General features: G+C 70.4%; 18 protein-coding genes. 7 read left to right on the top strand and 11 right to left on the bottom strand.

Annotated features, from left to right (window positions below):
* Positions 1 to 71 precede the first annotated feature (71 nt).
* A complete protein-coding gene (locus AC3ANN_RS12470; protein ID WP_488337715.1) occupies positions 72 to 917 on the top strand; it encodes a class I SAM-dependent methyltransferase in 846 nt (281 codons plus the stop codon).
* 288 nt (positions 918 to 1,205) lie between these two features.
* On the opposite strand, the gene AC3ANN_RS12465 is transcribed toward AC3ANN_RS12470, so the two are convergent.
* From AC3ANN_RS12465 to AC3ANN_RS12435, 7 genes are all read right to left on the bottom strand, one after another.
* The gene (locus AC3ANN_RS12465) at positions 1,206 to 1,763 is read right to left on the bottom strand and encodes a hypothetical protein (protein ID WP_488337714.1); all 558 of its coding nucleotides are present in this window, start codon (positions 1,761 to 1,763) and stop codon (positions 1,206 to 1,208) included.
* 177 nt (positions 1,764 to 1,940) lie between these two features.
* Positions 1,941 to 2,744, bottom strand: coding sequence for an HpcH/HpaI aldolase family protein (locus tag AC3ANN_RS12460; RefSeq protein ID WP_488337713.1), 804 nt, complete (start codon positions 2,742 to 2,744; stop codon positions 1,941 to 1,943).
* Complete coding sequence (locus AC3ANN_RS12455; protein WP_488337712.1) at positions 2,729 to 3,514, bottom strand: 2-keto-4-pentenoate hydratase; 786 nt, start codon at positions 3,512 to 3,514, stop codon at positions 2,729 to 2,731. Before AC3ANN_RS12455 ends, AC3ANN_RS12460 begins: the two co-directional genes overlap by 16 nt.
* Positions 3,515 to 3,542: 28 nt before the next feature.
* The gene (hpaD, locus tag AC3ANN_RS12450; RefSeq protein ID WP_488337711.1) at positions 3,543 to 4,709 is read right to left on the bottom strand and encodes a 3,4-dihydroxyphenylacetate 2,3-dioxygenase; all 1,167 of its coding nucleotides are present in this window, start codon (positions 4,707 to 4,709) and stop codon (positions 3,543 to 3,545) included.
* Positions 4,706 to 6,229 carry a 5-carboxymethyl-2-hydroxymuconate semialdehyde dehydrogenase gene (gene hpaE / locus AC3ANN_RS12445; RefSeq protein ID WP_488337710.1) on the bottom strand — a complete coding sequence of 508 codons (1,524 nt, stop codon included), beginning with the start codon at positions 6,227 to 6,229 and terminating at the stop codon, positions 4,706 to 4,708. Before hpaE ends, hpaD begins: the two co-directional genes overlap by 4 nt.
* Before the next feature lie 62 nt (positions 6,230 to 6,291).
* Complete coding sequence (locus AC3ANN_RS12440) at positions 6,292 to 6,993, bottom strand: GntR family transcriptional regulator (protein ID WP_488337709.1); 702 nt, start codon at positions 6,991 to 6,993, stop codon at positions 6,292 to 6,294.
* Positions 6,990 to 8,522 (bottom strand): fumarylacetoacetate hydrolase family protein, encoded by a 1,533-nt coding sequence (locus tag AC3ANN_RS12435; protein ID WP_488337708.1) that lies wholly within the window; start codon positions 8,520 to 8,522, stop codon positions 6,990 to 6,992. Before AC3ANN_RS12435 ends, AC3ANN_RS12440 begins: the two co-directional genes overlap by 4 nt.
* Positions 8,523 to 8,638: 116 nt before the next feature.
* On the opposite strand from AC3ANN_RS12435, the gene AC3ANN_RS12430 reads away from it, so the two are divergent.
* Positions 8,639 to 10,015, top strand: a complete 1,377-nt coding sequence (locus AC3ANN_RS12430) for an MFS transporter (RefSeq protein ID WP_488337707.1) — start codon at positions 8,639 to 8,641, stop codon at positions 10,013 to 10,015.
* A 159-nt stretch (positions 10,016 to 10,174) separates the two neighbouring features.
* Here AC3ANN_RS12430 and paaI read toward each other — a convergent pair whose 3' ends face one another.
* Both paaI and AC3ANN_RS12420 read right to left on the bottom strand, forming a co-directional pair.
* The gene (paaI, locus tag AC3ANN_RS12425; protein WP_488337706.1) at positions 10,175 to 10,591 is read right to left on the bottom strand and encodes a hydroxyphenylacetyl-CoA thioesterase PaaI; all 417 of its coding nucleotides are present in this window, start codon (positions 10,589 to 10,591) and stop codon (positions 10,175 to 10,177) included.
* 239 nt (positions 10,592 to 10,830) lie between these two features.
* On the bottom strand, positions 10,831 to 12,492 hold the full coding sequence (locus AC3ANN_RS12420) for a thiamine pyrophosphate-binding protein (protein WP_488337705.1): 1,662 nt from the start codon (positions 12,490 to 12,492) through the stop codon (positions 10,831 to 10,833).
* 133 nt (positions 12,493 to 12,625) lie between these two features.
* On the opposite strand from AC3ANN_RS12420, the gene AC3ANN_RS12415 reads away from it, so the two are divergent.
* Positions 12,626 to 12,946: a hypothetical protein gene (locus tag AC3ANN_RS12415; protein ID WP_488337704.1), complete on the top strand. Its 321-nt coding sequence runs from the start codon at positions 12,626 to 12,628 to the stop codon at positions 12,944 to 12,946.
* A 104-nt stretch (positions 12,947 to 13,050) separates the two neighbouring features.
* Here AC3ANN_RS12415 and AC3ANN_RS12410 read toward each other — a convergent pair whose 3' ends face one another.
* On the bottom strand, positions 13,051 to 13,740 hold the full coding sequence (locus AC3ANN_RS12410; RefSeq protein ID WP_488337703.1) for an IclR family transcriptional regulator: 690 nt from the start codon (positions 13,738 to 13,740) through the stop codon (positions 13,051 to 13,053).
* Between the two features lie 197 nt (positions 13,741 to 13,937).
* Here AC3ANN_RS12410 and AC3ANN_RS12405 point away from each other — a divergent pair, with 197 nt between their 5' ends.
* Positions 13,938 to 15,863, top strand: coding sequence for an FAD-binding monooxygenase (locus AC3ANN_RS12405; protein ID WP_488337702.1), 1,926 nt, complete (start codon positions 13,938 to 13,940; stop codon positions 15,861 to 15,863).
* A 157-nt stretch (positions 15,864 to 16,020) separates the two neighbouring features.
* Entirely contained in the window at positions 16,021 to 17,490 is a 1,470-nt protein-coding gene (locus tag AC3ANN_RS12400; protein WP_488340835.1) for an NAD-dependent succinate-semialdehyde dehydrogenase, read from the top strand.
* Between the two features lie 113 nt (positions 17,491 to 17,603).
* On the opposite strand, the gene AC3ANN_RS12395 is transcribed toward AC3ANN_RS12400, so the two are convergent.
* Positions 17,604 to 18,077: a VOC family protein gene (locus AC3ANN_RS12395; RefSeq protein ID WP_488337701.1), complete on the bottom strand. Its 474-nt coding sequence runs from the start codon at positions 18,075 to 18,077 to the stop codon at positions 17,604 to 17,606.
* Between the two features lie 142 nt (positions 18,078 to 18,219).
* On the opposite strand from AC3ANN_RS12395, the gene AC3ANN_RS12390 reads away from it, so the two are divergent.
* Positions 18,220 to 18,381, top strand: coding sequence for a hypothetical protein (locus AC3ANN_RS12390; protein WP_488337700.1), 162 nt, complete (start codon positions 18,220 to 18,222; stop codon positions 18,379 to 18,381).
* Positions 18,382 to 18,409: 28 nt separating this feature from the next.
* Positions 18,410 to 18,580, top strand: coding sequence for a hypothetical protein (locus tag AC3ANN_RS12385; RefSeq protein WP_488337699.1), 171 nt, complete (start codon positions 18,410 to 18,412; stop codon positions 18,578 to 18,580).
* Positions 18,581 to 18,607: the final 27 nt, after the last annotated feature.

Here is an 18,607-nt window from a genome sequence, read left to right as displayed (position 1 = left end):
GCGCCGATGTGAGCAGGGGTGCCCGATTCCTAGCGTGGTGACATCAACAACCACCACCACGGGAGGAACGGATGTCATCATTCACCAGCACCACCGGGGTCGTCACCGCGACAGAAGAGGACCGCGCCCTCAAGGCGAAGCACGCTGCGATGTGGGCGAGCGGTAGCTACCCCACCGTCGTCGACGAGGTCGTCCACGCCCTCGGCGGAATCCTCGTCGAGGCGATCGATGTCCGGGCAGGGCAGCGCGTCCTCGACGTGGCCGCCGGCACCGGCACTTCGGCGATCCCGTCGGCACGGCGTGGCGCCGAGGTCGTTGCGACCGACCTCACCCCCGAGCTCCTCGCGGTCGGGCGCGCCGCGGCGGAGGCGGAGGGCGTCGAACTGACGTGGCAGACGGCCGACGCGGAGGCCCTTCCCTTCGCCGACGCCGACTTCGACGTGGTCATGTCGAGCATCGGAGTGATGTTCGCCCCGCATCATCAGCTGGCCGCCGACGAGCTCCTTCGGGTGTGCCGGCCGGGCGGGACGATCGGCGTCCTCAGCTGGACCCCGGACGGGTTCATCGGGCAGCTCTTCGCAACGATGAAGCCGTTCGCACCGCCGCCCCCTCCTGGCGCCTCGCCGGCTCCGCTCTGGGGGAGCGTCGAGCATGTCCGCGAGCTGTTCGGCGACCGCGTCGACGAGATCTCTGCGCACCAGCAGGCGCTCCGGGTCGACCGATTCGCCGACGGGGCGGAGTTCCGCGACTTCTTCAAGGCGCACTACGGCCCGACGATCGCGGTGTACCGCTTCATCGCCGACGACGACGAGAAGGTCGCGGCCCTCGATGCCGAGATGGCGGCGCTGGGCGACCGGTTCTCGCAGGACGGCGTCATGCCGTGGGAGTACCTCATCGTCACCGCCAAGCGCCGGTAGCGGCGTCCTCGGCTCCGAGTGCTCCGACTGTCGCCGCCGGCTGCTCGGCGCTCGTGCCACCCGCCCCGTCTCTCCGGACCCTTCCGGAGAGACGGGGCTCTCGCGTGCTGCGGCACGCGGCACGCGCGTCGCATCGAGCACCGCGCCGCGGGCCGAGGCATCCCGTCCGCTCCGTGCGCTCTTGCCGAGAGCACGCGTCATCCGCGCACCCGACCTTCGGCTCGGCGACAGCACCCGAAGTGGTAACGCACCCGCCGGCGAGCGCACCCGCGGTGGGCGCGTGAGCGCTCAGCCGAGCTCGTCGAGCATGCGGCGCTGCTCGTCGGTGAGTCCGTCGTTCAGCTCGCGGCGGCCTGCCGCAGTCTCCGAACTCGGCGGAGCCGCGGGTGCAGCGGAGCCGGTTGCCGAGGCATCCGCCGCCCGGCCGCCCGTCGCCCGGTCGTACAGCGCGCCGGCGTGCGACTCGACGCGGTCGTCGATCGCGTCATAGACCGCCCAGCCGATGAGGAGGATCACCGGCGGCAGCACGTAGCCCCAGAAGGCCCCGAACAAGCCTCCGCCGATCGAGACGCCGGTGAACAGCACCGTCGCGATCCAGACCACGAGCGCGACGGCGAACGCGATCAGCAGCTCGACGAGCTTCTCACCCGCCCGCCCGCGCTTCGCGGCGATCGAGCGGAACCACTTCTCGACGAGCGGCTTGATCCAGATCACGAGCGCGGTCAGGACGATGCCCGCCCACAATGCCGCCCATCCCACGCGAGCGGGCGTGAGCCAGCCGACCACGAGCAGCACGAGGACGTTGAACACGAGCAGCGACACGAACCGGACGACCCACTTCTTCATGGAATCACTGTGCCATGTCGCGCGGGCGGTCGGGACTGCGCATAACTCAGGAAGAACCGCGAGCGCGCATCGGCCGACCGCGGAATCCCGCGGCAGAGCGCGGCAGCAGCCGGCGTTCTTCCTGAATTGCGAACACGACGCCGGCGCGAGCGGGTGCCTCGGTCGTGATGCGCGGGGTCAGTACGAGGCGCGATCGGGGCCCGGGCCGGCCGGGATGAAGCGGGCCGCGAGGGACTCCGAGCCGCGGGCGAGCATCGCGGTGTCGGCGCCGACGAGCACGAACGATGCGCCGGCCTCGAGGTACGCGTCGGCAGCCGCCGGGTCGAAGGCGTTGACGCCCACGGGCTTGCCCGCCGCGCGCACGGCCTCGAACGTGCGGAGGGCCGCCGCGACGACATCCGCGTGCGTCTGCTGACCCAGGAGCCCCATCGACGCCGCGAGGTCGCTCGGCCCGACGAACACGCCGTCGACGCCGTCGACCGCGGCGATCTCCGCCGCGGCCTCGACGCCCGCGACCGTCTCGATCTGGACGAACAGCGACACGTGCGCGTCGGCGTCCTGGAGGTAGCCGTCGACGCGGTTCCACCGCGCAGACCTCGCGAGCGCCGAACCGACGCCCCTCGTGCCGCGCGGGGGATAGCGCACGGCCGCGACGGCGGCCTCGGCATCCGTCCTCGACGAGACCATCGGCACGAGCAGGTTCTGCGCTCCGAGGTCGAGCACCTGCTTGATCGTCACGACGTCGCCGATCGGCACGCGCACCACCGGGGTCACCGGGTACGCCGCGACCGCCTGCAGCTGCGCCAGCACTGACTCGAGACCGTTCGGGGAATGCTCCATGTCGATGAGCAGCCAGTCCAGGCCGGAGCCCGCGCAGATCTCGGCGACGAGCGGCGAGCCGGAGCACACCCACATTCCCGCGAGAGGACGGATGCCGTCGGCCAGCGCATCGCGGAAGGTCGGAGTCAGACGAAGCGACACTCGATCACCCCCATGGGTCCGTAGTCGCATCTGACGCTATCGCCCCGCGACACCCACAGGGGACGCGTGAACGACCCGGCGAGGATGATCTCGCCCGCCTCGAGCCGTGCGCCGTGCTGGTGGAACTTGTTCGCGAGCCAGGCGACGCCGGTCGCGGGGTGTCCGAGCACGCCCGCGGCCACGCCGGTCTCTTCGATCTCGCCGTTGCGGGAGAGCACCCCTGGAACCCAGCGCAGGTCTATCTCGCCGGGACGCCTGCGGGTCGTGCCGAGCACCATCGCGCCGTAGGCGGCGTTGTCGGCGATCGTGTCGACGATGGTGCGGCCCTCCAGCTCGATGTGCGAGTTGAGGATCTCGAGCGCCGGCACGGCGTAGTCGATCGCGGCGAGGGCGTCGTCGAGCGTGCAGTCCGGACCCTCGAGCGGCTGCTTCAGCACGAACGCGAGCTCGACCTCGATGCGCACGTTCGAGAACCTCTCGACGGGGATCTCGGCCCCGGACTCGTACACGGTGTCGTCGAACATCACGCCGTAGTCCGGCTCGGTGATACCCGTCGCCTGCTGCATCGCCTTGGAGGTGAGCCCGATCTTGCGGCCGACGAGCGGGCGGCCGTCCGCGATCATGCGGTCGCGCCACACGCCCTGGATCGCGTACGAGTCCTCGACCGTCGCGTCCGGGTGCCGTGCGGTGATGCGGGGGATCACGCCGTGCGTGCGGTCGGCCTCGGCCAGCTCCTCCGCGAGCTGCTGGATGACCTCGGGGTGCAGCATCCGTTCTCTCCTTCTGAGGATGCCTCGGCTACAGCTGGTGGCCGAGCTTGTACTCGCCCTGCTTCCAGCTGGGAAGCTCCTCGTCCTTGTCGTCGGGGCGCGTGTACGAGAAGCCGTCGGCGCCGATCGTCACGGCCATCTCGGACTCGTCGGTGCGCGCGACGACGGGCTGGGGGTTGCCGTCGAGGTCGAGCACGAGCGATGCCTCGGTGTACCACGACGGGACCACGGGGTTTCCCCACCAGTCGCGGCGCTGGTTGTCGTGCACGTCCCACGTGACGACCGGGTTGTCGGGGTCGCCGGTGTAGTAGTCCTGCGTATAGATCTCGACGCGGTGGCCGTCGGGGTCGCGCAGGTACAGGTAGAACGCGTTCGACACACCGTGGCGGCCGGGGCCGCGCTCGATCGCGTCGGAACGGCGCAGGGCGCCCAGCTTGTCGCAGATCGCCAGGATGTTGTGCTTCTCGTGCGTCGAGAACGCGACGTGATGCATGCGGGGACCGTCGCCGCCGGTCATCGCGGTGTCGTGGACGGTGGGCTTGCGGCGCATCCACGCGGCGTAGACGGTTCCCTGCTCGTCCTGGATGTCCTCCGTGACGCGGAAGCCGAGGCTCTGCATGAAGTTGACCGCCCGCGGCACGTCGGGCGTGACCTGGTTGAAGTGGTCGAGTCGCACCAGCTCGCCGGGGGTGTGCAGGTCGTAGCGCCACGACAGCCGCTCGACGTGCTGTACGTCGTGGAAGAACTCGTACGGGAACCCGAGCGGGTCGATCACGCGCACCGACTCGCCGATGCCCTTCGTGAAGCCCGAGGCCTGCCGCCGCACCTCGCAGCCGAGCTCGCGGTAGAAGGCCTCCGCCCTGTCGAGGTCCTCGGGGGTGCGCACCCGGTACGAGAACGCGGCGACCGCTGCGACGTCGCCGCGCCGCAGCACGAGGTTGTGGTGGATGAACTCCTCCGTCGAGCGCAGGTAGATGCTCTCGTCGTCCTCCTCGGTGACGTACAGCCCGAGGACGTCGACGTAGAACGTGCGCGACGCGGCCAGGTCGGTGACGACGAGCTCCATGTACGCGCACCGCAGGATGTCGGGCGCCGGGCTCGTCGGCGTCGGGATCGGGTTGTCGGTGTGGATCGGCGCCTCCTGGCTCACGTAGAAGCCGGAGGAGGTGAGGGTCATGTCGTCGCGGTGGGTCATTTCGCGTCCTTGCCGAAAGTGGGGTTGTGCGCCGGGCCGAGCGTGATGTGCACGGCCTGCTGGTCGGTGTAGAAGTCGATCGAGCGGTAGCCGCCCTCGTGGCCGAGACCCGAGGCCTTGACGCCGCCGAACGGGGTGCGCAGGTCGCGGACGTTGTTGGAGTTGAGCCACACCATGCCCGCCTCGATCGCCTGCGAGAAGTTGTGCGCGCGCTTGAGGTCGTTCGTCCAGACGTAGGCGGCGAGGCCGTACTTGACGCCGTTGGCGAGTTCGAGCGCCTCCTCGTCGGTGTCGAACGGGGTGATCGCGACCACGGGTCCGAAGATCTCCTCCTGGAAGATCCGGGCGTCGGGCGCGACGTCCGCGAACACCGTCGGACGCACGAAGTTGCCCTCGTCGAAGCCGTCCGGCCGTGCGCCGCCCGCGACCAGCCGCGCCTCGCTCTTGCCGATCTCGATGTACGACATGACCTTGTCGTAGTGCTCGGGGTGCACGAGCGCTCCGACCTCGGTCTTGGGGTCGTGCGGGTAGCCCACGATCACACGGTCGGCCTGCGCGGCGTAGCGCGCGACGAACTCGTCGTAGATCGAGCGCTCCACGAGGATGCGGGATCCCGCGGTGCAGCGCTCGCCGTTGAGGGAGAAGACGCCGAAGATCGTCGCGTCGATCGCCGACTCGAGGTCGGCGTCGGCGAATACGACCGCCGGGCTCTTGCCGCCGAGCTCCATCGACAGCCCCTTGAGGAACGGCGCCGCGTTGCCGAAGATGATCTGCCCGGTGCGGCTCTCGCCGGTGAACGAGATGAGCGGCACCTCGGGGTGCTTCACAAGAGCGTCACCGGCATCCTCACCCAGTCCGTTGACGAGGTTGAAGACACCCTGGGGGAGCCCCGCCTCCTCGAAGATGCCCGCCCACAGCGAGGCCGACAGCGGCGTGAACTCCGCGGGCTTGAGCACGACGGTGTTGCCGGTGGCGAGGGCGGGGCCGAGCTTCCACGACTCGAGCATGAACGGCGTGTTCCATGGCGTGATGAGTCCCGCGACGCCGATCGGCTTGCGGTTGACGTAGTTCATCTGGCGTCCGGGAACCTTGTAGGCGTCGTCGGCCTGCGCCACGATCAGATCGGCGAAGAAGCGGAAGTTCTCGGCCGCCCGCCGCGCCTGGCCGAGTGCCTGCGTGATCGGCAGCCCCGAGTCGAACGACTCCAGCTCGGCGAGTCGGGCGTCGCGGGACTCGACGATGTCGGCGATGCGGTGCAGCACCCGCGAGCGCTCGCGAGGCAGCATGCGCGGCCAAGGCCCCTCGGTGAACGCACGACGCGCAGCGGCGACGGCGCGGTCGACATCGGCCTTCTTGCCCGCGGCTGCCTGGACGTAGGTCTCGTTCGTGACCGGGTCGAGCACGTCGAACGTGTCGCCGTCGACCGAGTCGACGAACTGGCCGTCGATGTAGTGCTGGATGCGCTCGGGCAGCCCGTCGGGCACGTGCCGGGCATCCAGTGCGGTGGTGGTGTCGGTCATGGGGTGCTCCTTCGTGGGGAGGGGACGGTGACGGATGCCGGTGCCCCGGCATCCGCGGAGGTTCAGAACGCCGGCAGGCCGAGGGCCTCGTCGGGATGCTCGTGGATCATGTACGCGTCGAGCGTCGCGGACCGGTGCCGCCGGGCCGCCTTCTCGATCTCGCCGAGCGGGGCGCCCGTCTCGATGAGCTGGATGATGTTCTCGTGCTCGCGGACGGACTCGGCCGCGCGGCCGGGGACGAAGCTGAAGGTCGAGTCGCGCAGGTGCCCGAGGCGCGCCCACTCGGCGTTGACGAGCTCGAGCATGCGGGGGTTCGCGCACTTCGAGAACAGCGCGGCGTGGAACTCCTGGTTGAGCGCGGTGAACGCCCGCGGGTCGAAGTGCTCGAGCGTCTCGATCATGAGCTCGTTGATGCGGCGGGCGTTGCGGAGGTCGTCGGCCGTGAGCCGGCGGGCCGCGAGCGCGGTCGCCGTGCCTTCGAGGATCGACAGCGCCTGCATGCTGAAGCGGTACTGCGAGTCGTCGACCATCGACACGCGAGCTCCGACGTTGCGCTCGAAGGTCACGAGTCCCTCGGCCTCGAGCTGGCGGATCGCCTCGCGCACCGGCACGACGCTCATGTCGAGATCGCCGGCGATCGAGCCGAGCACGAGGCGGTAGCCGGGAGTGAACTCCTGGTTCGCGATGCGCTCCTTGATCCAGTGGTACGCGCGCTGCGACTTGCTCTGGCTGGGCGCCTCGTGCGCCGTGTCGAGATCGGTCATCGGTGGCCCTCCCTCGCAGCCTCGAAGCGGGCGCGCCACTCGGCGTCCATCGGGAAGAGCCCGTCGACGGGATGCCCCTCCGCGACGCGCTGCGCGATCCACGCGTCCTCGTCCTCCTGGGCGAGGGTGGCGTCGACGACCTCCTCGACGAGCGCGCGGGGGATCACGATGACGCCGTCGGCGTCGCCCACGATGACGTCGCCGGGCTCGACCGTCGCGCCGCCGCACGCCACCGCGACGTCGGTGTCCCACGGCACGTGCTTGCGTCCGAGGACGGCGGGGTGTGCCCCCGACGAGTACACCGGGATGCCGACCGCGGCGACGGCCGCGGCATCCCGCACGCCTCCGTCGGTCACGATGCCCGCGGCGCCCCGCGCGTGCGCACGGATCGCGAGGATGTCGCCGAGCGTGCCCGACCCGGCCTCGCCGCGCGCCTCGATCACGATCACGTCGCCCTCGCCGACAGCGTCGAACGCGCGCTTCTGCGCGTTGTAGCCGCCGCCGTGCGACGCGAAGAGGTCCTCGCGGTTGGGTACGAAGCGCAGCGTGCGAGCGGTGCCGACGAGCTTGGATTCCGGATGCAGCGGCTTGACGCCGTCGATGTGAACGTTGTTCAGCCCGCGCTTGCGCAGCTGCGCCGAGAGGCCCGCGACGGGCGCGGCCTCGAGCTTCGCACGGAGGCCGGGGGAGAGGGAGGCCTCCGTCGCCGCGCTCCCTCCCGGGGCGATCGATTCCTCCGCGGGCAGACCCGCAGCCTCGCGCGAACCCCAGGCCTCGGCGCGCTGCAGGTCGTCCGCAGCGGGCAGCGAGCCGAGCCCGGGATCGAACGCGACGTCGCCTTGCACCACGGTGGTCACGAGGCGCCCCGTGCTCGGGCCGCCCGGCACGTCGACCTCCACCTCGACGACATCGCCGGGCGCCGCGACGGAGGATCCCGCCGGGGTCCCGGTGAGGATCACGTCGCCCGGCTCGAGCGTGAAGTGCTGCGACAGGTCGGCGACCAGCTGCTCGAGCGGGAAGATCATGCCGGCCGACGTGTCGTCCTGGACGAGCGATCCGTTGAGCCACGTGCGGATCCGCAGAATCCGCGGATCGACGGCGCGCGCCTCGATGAGGGACGGGCCGATCGGCGTGTACCCGTCGCCGCCCTTGGACCGCACATTCGACCCCTTGTCGTTCGCGCGGAGGTCGTAGAGGCCGAAGTCGTTCGCGGCGGTGACCGCGGCGACGTGCGCCCACGCGTCGTCGAGGGTGACGCGGCGGGCGGGAGCGCCGATGACGAGTGCGATCTCGCCTTCGAACGCGAGCAGCTCGGTGCCGGCGGGCCGCTCGATCGTGCTGCCGGAGGCCGCGATCGAGCTCGAGGGCTTGAAGAAGTACGACGGATGCTGCGGCCGGCGTCCGCGCTGATCCGCACGCGACGCGTAGCTGAGGTGGATCGCGATGACCTTGCCCGGCCGTGCGGGCAGCGCGGCGAATCGTGCATCGGTCGCACGGCCCGGGGCCGCGGCATCCGATTTCTCGTCCATGAGCATCCTCACTCTTGCGTCGTATCCGAAATCGTATATCATCGGTCGAACCAGCGGCAACCATCACATGCAGATGCCGCGACGACGACGTCACCCAGACACAGGAGTCACCCGAAATGAGCACCTCCCAGCCCGGCTTCACGCCCACCGGCACGATCGCATCGGCGGTCGACCGCCGCCGCGTCGTCTTCGCGACGGTCGTCGGCACGACCGTCGAGTGGTACGACTTCTTCATCTACGCCACGGCCGTCGGCCTCGTGTTCGGCGAGCTGTTCTTCGCCCCCCTCGGCGCCAACAGTGCGCTCATCGCGTTCGCGACGGTCGGCGTGAGCTTCCTGTTCCGCCCGCTCGGCGCATTCCTCGCCGGGCACTTCGGCGACAAGTACGGCCGCAAGGTCGTGCTGATGTGGACGCTCATCCTGATGGGTGCCGCCACCGCGCTCATCGGAGTGCTTCCCACGTACGAGGCGATCGGCATCGCGGCGCCCATCCTCCTGGTGCTGCTGCGCATCCTGCAGGGCATCTCGGCCGGCGGCGAGTGGGGCGGCGCGGTGCTCATGGCCGTCGAGCACGCGCCGAGGCAGCGCCGCGGCGCGTTCGGCGCCTCGCCGCAGATCGGCGTGCCGCTCGGCCTGCTGCTGGCCTCGGGGGTCATGGCGCTCATGGCGATGATCGCGCCGGGCGATGCGTTCCTCGCGTGGGGCTGGCGCATCCCGTTCCTCCTCAGCGTCGTGCTGATCCTCGTCGGCTACTACGTCCGACGTCGCGTGGAGGAGAGCCCGGTGTTCGCCGAGCTCGCCGAGCGCAAGGAGAAGGCGCGGATGCCGATCATCACGCTCTTCCGCAAGCACTCCCTCCTCGTCTTCATCGCCGCGCTGGTGTTCGCCGGCAACAACGCGGTCGGCTACATGACCACGGGCGGCTACATCCAGGGCTATTCGACCAACCCCGAAGGCCCTCTCGCGCTCGAGCGCGGACCCGTGCTGTGGGCCGTCGCGGGCTCCGCCGTGACGTGGCTGCTCTCGACGCTTGCGGCGGGGTTCGTGTCGGACCGCATCGGGCGCCGTACGACCTACATCTTCGGCTGGATCCTGCAGCTCGTCGGCGTCTTCACGCTCTTCCCGCTCGTGAACACCGGCAACATCTGGCTGCTGTTCCTGGGCCTCGCGATCCTCACGATCGGCCTCGGGTTCACGTACGGACCGCAGGCCGCCCTCTACTCCGAGCTGTTCCCGGCGTCGATCCGGTTCTCGGGTGTGTCGATCTCGTACGCGATCGGCGCGATCCTCGGCGGCGCGTTCGCCCCCACCATCGCGACGTGGCTCGTGCAGCAGACCGGCTCGACGATCTCGGTCACGTGGTACCTCGCCGGCATGACCGTGATCGGCCTCATCGGCACGCTGCTGCTGCGCGACCGCAGCGGCATCCCGCTCGGTCCCGAGCACGAGGCCGAGCAGTCGGTCAGCCCGATCTACGGCTTGTCGAAGGCCTGAGCCTCAGTCCGCGGTTGCGAAACACCAGTGAGTGACGGCGACACGCCGGCGGCGGATGCCTCGCCCCGGCGTGTCGGCTCGCGGACTGGTGTTTTCGCAGAGAGGGGTCGCGGGTCGGGGGCGTGAACGGACCGACGGCCTGGCGGCCTGATTGCGGAGTCAGGGCTGCGGCATCCCGGTGACGCGTGTGCGGCCACGAAGCTCGGCGACGATCCGTCCGTCGCCGGTGGACACCCGCACGTCGTAGATGCCCGAGCGGCCCTCGAGCGTGCGGCGCTCGGCCACCGCCTCGAGCTCGTCGCCTTCGCGCGCGGGGGAGAGGAACGCGATGTCGGCGCCCGCGACCAGGGTCACGGCATCCGTCTCGTTGCAGGCCAGCGCGAGCGCGGTGTCGGCGAGGGCGAACACCAGCCCGCCGTGCGCCACCGCGAACCCGTTGAGCATGTCGGCGCGCACGGTCATGCGCACCACGGCCCTCCCGGGCTCGGCGCGCATCACGCGCATGCCGAGCGCCGCCGAGGCCGGGTCGTTCGCGATCATGCGGCGCGTGTGGCCGGTCGCGTAGACGTCATCCATGCCGGATCCTTCCGCTCGGCGGCGAGCCGCTCGCGCGCTGCGCGACCATCGTACAGACCGAGCGTTCAGTAATCCACGGCGCTCGCGCGTCGGCGCGGTGCGCCCGCGAGGCGTCCGTCGACGGTGCTGGGCCGTCGTGGCTGGTCGCGAAGCGATGACCGGGCCGCGTCTTGCCGCTGCGGGACTCCGCCGTCGCGTGTCGCAGCGGTCACGGCGCAGCGACGACTGCGGAGCCTGCTTCACACGGGCTGCGAGTTCACGCGGATGATCTCGTGCTGGTACGGCGCGACGACCGTGCCCGAGATGCGGCAGTCGAGCACGAGGAAGCGGCGGGACGCCTCGGGCTCGGTCGTCCACGATGCGACGCGCTCGAGATCCTCCAGGCGCCGCACCACGACGCCCTCTGCGCCGACGCCCTCGCCGAGCGCGGCGAAGTCGACCTCGGGGATGAGCATGGGCTCCTTGGCGAGGCCCTTGAGCCCGTAGAGGTTGATCTCGGCGCCGTAGGCGGCGTCGTTCCAGACGACCGCGACGCCGCGGCCTCCGGCGACCCGCACCGCGGTCTCGAGGTCGGCGAGGGCCATGAGCCCGCCGCCGTCGCCTGTCGTCAGCACCACCGCCGATGCCGGCTTCGCCAGCGCGGCCCCCGCGACCGATGGCCAGCCCTGGCCGATGGACTGGAACGCGGTGCCGACCATCATCATGCGGTCGGGCGATGCGACGGGCCAGAACATGTTCGCCCAGCCGATGAAGTGACCGCCGTCCGAGACGACGACCCGGTCCTGCGGAAGCAGCTCGCCGAGTCGCGCGGCGACCGATCGCGGATCGAGCCTTCCGTCCGCGGAAACGCCCTCGCCCGCGTCATACCGCCGCGCGGCGGCGACGTCGACCGATTCGCGCCAGTCGCTCGGCTCGGCGGCGGTCCGGCGCACCTCGTGCGTGAGTGCCTCGGCTACGACGCGGGCATCGCCGCGCACATAGCCGCTGACGTACGGATGGGTCGCGGTCGGCGCGACGTCGACCTGGAACACGCGCGTGCCGGGAGCGAAGAGGTCGCCGAAGCGCATCGTGAACTGATTGAGCGACGCCCCGAACACGACGGCGACATCGGCCTCGTGGACCAGCTCCATCGCGCGCTCCGCGCCGAAGCCGCCGGTGACGCCGAGGTCGAACTCGGCGCGGGGGAAGACCCCCCGGCCGAGTGCAGTCGACGCGGTGAGCGCGCCCGTGGCGTCGGCGAGCGCGCCGAGCGCCTCGCCCGCATGCGAGATCCACGCCCCGCGTCCCGCCAGGAGGAACGGGCGGCGCGCGTCGGCCAGCGCGCGAGCGATCTCGCGCACTGTCGCCTGCGCGAACTCCTCGCGCAGGGCGAGCGGGTCGGGGATCCGGGGCTCGGGAGCCTCCGGCACCGGCCCGGCGCCGCGCGCCGCGACGTCGTACGGGATCGCCAGCACGGTGGGCACGCGGTAGGTGAGCGCGTGCTCGATCGCGATCACAGTCGTGGCCGCGGCATCCGTTCGCCCGACGGTATAGGTGCGCGCACCGACGGCCGACGCGAGGGCGATCTGATCCACGTCCCACGGACGGGGGCCCGACGTGGGCTCGTCGCCGACGACGAGCACGAGCGGCACGTGCGCCTGCACCGCCTCGGCCAGCGCCGTGATCGTGTTGGTGAACCCGGCGCCGTAGGTGGTGGTCGCGGCGGCCAGTCGGCCGGACGCGCGGTGGAACGCGTCGGCGGCCACGACGGCGCCGGCCTCGTGCCGCACGGCAGTGAACTCGACCTCCGTCGAGCGTTCGAGGGCGTCGAGGAAGTACGCGTTGCCGTTGCCCATCACGCCGAACACGTGGTCGACGTGGCGGGCGAGCGTGAGGGCGACGTGTGCGGAGACGGTGGGCATGGCGAAGCCTTTCGCGAGACGGAGGTTCGAAGTCCGTATGTGTCTCGCGACGGCGGCTGCCGGGCTGCGTGCCCCTTTTTCGAGCACCGGCGGGATCGTCCCCGCCGGACGAGTCGAGTATAGGACTTCCGCCATGATGGAGCGTATGAAGACGATCCAGCTGCGCCGCTACACCCTCGTCGACGGAGAATACGACGCGTTCGTCGCCTGGTGGCAGCAGTGGATGCCGAAGGTGCGACCGGCCGCGGGGTTCGAGATCGAGTTCGCCTACGGCCTGCCCGAGACGAACGAGTTCGTGTGGGCGGTGAGTGCGTCCGGCGACGAGGCGGCTTTCCTCGAGACCGAGAAGACCTACATGGCGTCTGATGCGCGGGCCGAGGCTTTCGCGGGCGTCCCGCAGCGGGTCGCCGAATACAACATCCGCTTCGTGAACGAGTTCCCCGCCTCAGGGTGATCGTGCACGACTCCTGAGCTTCGGGGTCGCCGCCCCGCCGCCGGCGCCTCACTGAGCGCGTCGTGACCGGAACTCAGGCGTCGCGCACGCCGGTGGGGCGAGGATCAGCCGCCGAGGGCTTCGCGGATCGCCGCGGCCGAGCGGGCCAGACGCGCCGCGATCTCGGCGTCGTCGTGCGTGCTCGCGACGTACACGACCGCGATCGAGGCCGGCTCGCGCCCCCGCAGGGCGAGGGGCACCGCGACCGCGCGCAGCGTCGGGATGACCTCGTCGTGGCTCGTCGCGAAGCCGCGGGTCGCGGCATCCGTCACCTCCGCCGCGAGGGCGGACGACACCTCGGCCGGCCAGGATGCCGGAGGCAGGAGCGACATGATCGCCTTGCCCGGCGCGCCGCGCGTGACGGGGTGGCGCGTTCCCGGCCGCTGCGCAACCGACGCCACCGCGTGCCGCGGCTCGATCGAGGCGAGCGTGACGCACTCGTCGTGGTCGAGCACGGCCAGGAACGTCGTCATGCCGAGCTCGTTCGCGACCGCGGTGAGCTCGGGGAGCGCCTCAGCCTGCAGATCGTGCGCGACGCCGGCGGCGAGGGCCGCCAGCCGCGGACCGAGCTGCGCCCGTCCCATCGAGTCGCGGGTCACGAGGCCGTGGTCCTCGAGAGTCCGCAGCAGGCGGTAGACGACCGACCGGTGCAGGTCGAGGCGGCCCGAGAGAGCGTCGATGGTCAGCGGCTCCCGCGCATCGGCGAGCACTTCGAGAACCCGGATGCCGCGGCTCAGCGTCTGCGATGCGGGCACCCTCGTCCCTGCATCTGCGCGAGACGTCACTTCTGTCACGTGCTGGCGTCCTTTCGATGACAAAGGCGAAGTCTCGCGCACGAGGAGCATTGCCCTGGCGACGGGGGTCGTATACGATCTGTTCGTTAGTAGAACGGCGTGTTCGAATATAGAACGGGTCCGGTCCCATCGCAAGCATCGGCGCGGCGAGGAGAGAAATGCAGTTCCACCACCACGGATACGTCTCGGGTGAGCCGCGCGTGCAGCCGGCCGCCGGGACCGGCATCGACCGGCCGACCGAGCTTCCCGACGAGATGGACGTGCTCATCGTGGGCTCGGGTCCTGCCGGAATGCTGCTCGCGGCGCAGATGTCTCAGTTCCCCGGAGTCGCGACCCGCCTGATCGAGCGCCGCGACGGCCGGCTCGTGCTGGGCCAGGCCGACGGCATCCAGCCGCGCAGCGTCGAGACGTTCCAGGCCTTCGGGTTCGCCGAGCGCATCACGGCCGAGGCGTACAACATCGCGTACATGAACTTCTGGGCGCCCGATCCCGAGAACCCGCGGAACATCGTGCGCACCGCGCGCACCGAGGACTACGCGTTCAAGATCAGCGAGTTCCCGCACCTCATCGTGAATCAGGCGCGCGTGCTCGACTACTTCGCCGAGGCGGCCGCGCACGGCCCTGGCCGCATCGTGCCCGATTACGGCATCGAGTTCGCGGGACTCACCGTCGACGAGGAGGGCCGGTATCCGGTCGAGGTCCGCGTGCGGTACACCGCGGGCGAGCGCGCGGGGGAGGAGCGAACCGTCCGCGCGAAGTACGTCGTCGGCTGCGACGGCGCGCGCAGCGGCGTGCGCGAGGCGATCGGGCGCAAGCACGTCGGCGAGTTCGCGTCGCACGCGTGGGGCGTCATGGACGTGCTCGTCAACACCGACTTCCCGGACTGGCGCACCAAGTGCGCCATCAATTCGGCCGCCGGCAACATCCTGCACATCCCCCGCGAAGGCGGATACCTCAGTCGCATGTACATCGACCTGGGCGAGGTCGCGAAGGACGACGACCACCGCGTGCGCCAGACACCGGTCGAAGAGATCATCCGCCGGGCGAACGAGATCCTTCATCCGTACTCGATCGACGTGAAGCAGGTCGCGTGGCACAGCGTGTACGAGGTCGGGCACCGCGTGACCGACAAGTTCGACGACGTCGACGTCGACCAGGGCCACGACCCGCGCGTGTTCCTCGCCGGCGACGCGTGCCACACGCACAGCGCGAAGGCCGGCCAGGGCATGAACGTGTCGATGCAGGACGGGTTCAACCTCGGCTGGAAGCTCGGGCACGTGCTCACGGGCCTCAGTCCCGCGTCGCTGCTGTCGACGTACTCCGCCGAGCGGCAGCCGGTCGCGCAGCAGCTCATCGACTTCGACCGCGAATGGTCGTCGCTGATGGCCCGCAAGCCCGAAGAGATCACCGACCCGCAGGATCTCGCCACCTACTACCTGGCCACGGCCGAGTTCCCGTCGGGCTTCATGACCCAGTACGGCCCGTCGATGATCGTGACGGATTCTGCCCACCTCGCCGGTCATCAGGCGCTCGCCGAGGGCTTCCCGCTCGGCAAGCGCTTCAAGTCGGTCGAGGTCGTGCGCGTGTGCGACGGCAACGTCGTGCACCTCGGTCACCATGCCAGAGCCGACGGCCGCTGGCGGATCTACGCGTTCGCCGACGCGCCCGCGGCGGGTGAGGCATCCGCTCTCGCCTCGTGGGCCGGGTTCATGGCGTCGCCCGAGTCGCCGGTGGCGACGTTCACGCCGGCCGGCGCGGACGTCGACGCGGTGTTCGACGTGAAGGTCGTGTACCAGCAGCGATTCGAGGAGGTCGACCTCTCGCGCGTCCCCGAGCTGTTCCTGCCGAAGACCGGCCCGTTGGGGCTGACCGACTGGGAGAAGGTCTACGCCGCGGCACCCAGCGCCTGGAGCGACGCCGACATCTTCGCCGAGCGCGGCCTGTCGCGCGACGGCGTCGTGGTCGTGGTGCGCCCCGACCAGTACGTCGCGGGGATCTTCCCGCTCGACGCGACCGACGAGCTGTCGGCCTTCCTCGCCCAGACGTTCCTGCCTCAGCACGCACCCGCCACGGTGGCGGGCTGAGGCAGATACATCCGGGCGAAGCAGAGCCCTTCGGTGTACGCGACGTACATGTGACAGTGCCGCACCGAACGGCAGAATTGGCCGAAAGACAGCGATCGACGGGATGCCGCGAGGCGTGGCATCCGGAACCGACGAGGGAGTCCCCGTGACCACGACGATCACCCACACCCGTGAGACCCAGCTGCTGGAGTCCGTCCCGGACGGCCTGTTCATCGGCGGACAGTGGCGTGCGGCATCCGGCGGGAAGACGCTGAAGGTGTACGACCCGTCGAACGGGCAGGTCGTCAAGGAGATCGCGAATGCGTCGCCCGAGGACGGCAAGGCCGCCCTCGACGCCGCCGTCGATGCCTTCCCGGCCTGGGCGGCGACCCCGGCACGCGAGCGCGCCGAGATCCTGCGTCGCGCGTTCGACCTGCTGCAGGAGCGCAAGGAGGAGTTCGCGCTGCTGATGACGATCGAGATGGGCAAGCCGCTCGCCGAGGCCCGCGGCGAGGTCGCGTACGGCGGCGAGTTCATCCGGTGGTTCAGCGAGGAGACCGCGCGGATCCAGGGCCGGTACGGACCCAACCCCGAGGGCACCGGCCGCATGATCGTGTCGCAGCACCCCGTCGGGCCGTGCTTCCTCATCACGCCGTGGAACTTCCCGCTCGCCATGGCCACCCGCAAGATCGCGCCGGCGCTCGCCGCGGGCTGCACCGTGGTCATCAAGCCCGCCGAGCTCACGCCGCTCACCACGCTGTTCTTCGCGAAGCTGCTCGAGGACGCGGGCCTGCCCGCCGGGGTCGTCAACGTCTTCACGACCTCGACGTCGGGCGCCGTCTCGGAGCCGATCATCCGCGACCCGCGGCTGCGCAAGCTCTCGTTCACCGGGTCGACGCAAGTCGGCCAGCGCCTCCTCGAGCAGGCGGCGCAGGGCGTGCTGCGCACGTCGATGGAGCTCGGCGGCAACGCGCCGTTCGTGGTCTTCGACGACGCCGACCTCGACAAGGCGGTCGACGGTGCGATGCTCGCGAAGTTCCGCAACATCGGCCAGGCCTGCACCGCGGCGAACCGCTTCATCGTGCAGCGCTCCGTGGCCGACGAGTTCGCACGCCGGGTCACCGAGCGCGTGCAGGGCATGAAGATCGGCCGCGGCACCGAGGAGGGCGTCGCGATCGGCCCGCTCATCGACGACCGTGCGGTCGACAAGGCGTCGTCCCTGGTTCAGGATGCCGTCGCCCGTGGCGCGTCCGTCGCCACCGGCGGCAACGCGATCGACGGCCCCGGCACGTTCTACGAGCCCACGGTCGTCACCGACGTGCAGCCCGGCAGCGACATCCTGCGCGAGGAGATCTTCGGCCCGGTGCTCGCGATCATCCCGTTCGACACCGAGGACGACGCCGTGCGCCTCGCCAACGACACCGAGTACGGCCTCGTCTCGTACGTCTTCACCGAGAACCTCGCGCGCGGCCAGCGCATGATCGAGCGGCTCGAGACCGGCATGATGGGCCTCAACGTCGGCGTCGTCTCCAACGCCGCGGCCCCGTTCGGCGGCTGGAAGATGTCAGGGCTCGGTCGCGAGGGCGGCGCCGAGGGCATCCACGAGTACCTGCAGACGAAGTACACCCTCACGCCGAACCCGTTCTGATCGGCGCGAACGGATGGAATGAGCGGATGCCTCGGATCGTGGGCCCACGCGCCCCGAGGCTCCGCGCAGCGCGAAGCGATGCGTGGAGGGGGCGTGGGGAGCATCCGCTCATCTCACTGCTCGCGTGACCAGCGCTGCATGTCGGCGGTGAACGCGGCGTCGCGCAGGGGCTCGGGCCGCCGCGCGGTCAGGACGATGCGGAGTCCCTGCGGACTCGTCAGCACGAGATCGCGCGTGTTCCAGTGGGTGTCGAACGGGCCCTCGACGTCGGTGCCGCCGAAGCTGCGCGCTCGATCGGCCAGCCCGTCGAGCTCTTCGTACGTCGCGGCGAACGAGAGCTGCAGTCCCCGACCCACGGCGGCATCGGCCTCGCTCCGGCGCAGCAGGATGTCCTGGTAGCGCCACCGCCGCAGGTGGAGCAGCATCGGCTGATCGCCCGGCGGCATCGCGAACAGCTCGATGAAGTCCAGGGCGCCGGTGAACCATGCGGCGGCGGCCCGCACGTCGGAGACCTCCAGCGAGACGAAGGCCGGCATGCCGTAGATGTCGCGGGTGATTCCCGTCTCGAGTTCAGGTGAAGCAGTCATGTGCCCAAGTCTCGGTGTTGACGCTACGTCAAGGTCAAGCGCGCCGGCGGCGCGCTCGAGAACAAGCGACGACCGCTTGTCAAGCGGGATGCGCGCACGCGAAGGCGCCACGTACGTTCGAGCCCGACGAACGGAGGCGCACATGGATCGCGACGCGAATCAGCGGCAATCGGGCGACGAAGGCACCGCGAAGCCGGGCGGACTCGGGCCGGACGAGACGATCCCCGACGAGCCGGACGGGGTGGCGGCCGGGTACACCGGGGAGGCGTCGACGTTCGAGCCGGAGGAGGACGAGCAGGCATGAGCCCGCAGACGAGCAGAAGGGGAGCATCATGACCGACACACCCATTCCACGCCTGTCGCCGGAGGACACCAACCCTGCCAGCGACCTCAAGACCGACGTGATCAAGGACGTCGAACGCGAGCACACGATCACCGGCGATTTCGTCGGTCCCCGCAGCGACGAGATGCCTGACGATTCGGCGGAGGACGACGAGTCCTGATTCCACGCATGACGGATGCCGCGGGTC

The sequence above is a fragment of the Microbacterium sp. STRO-2N genome, assembly GCF_057747775.1.
This window is presented reverse-complemented; position numbering and strand designations above follow the sequence as displayed.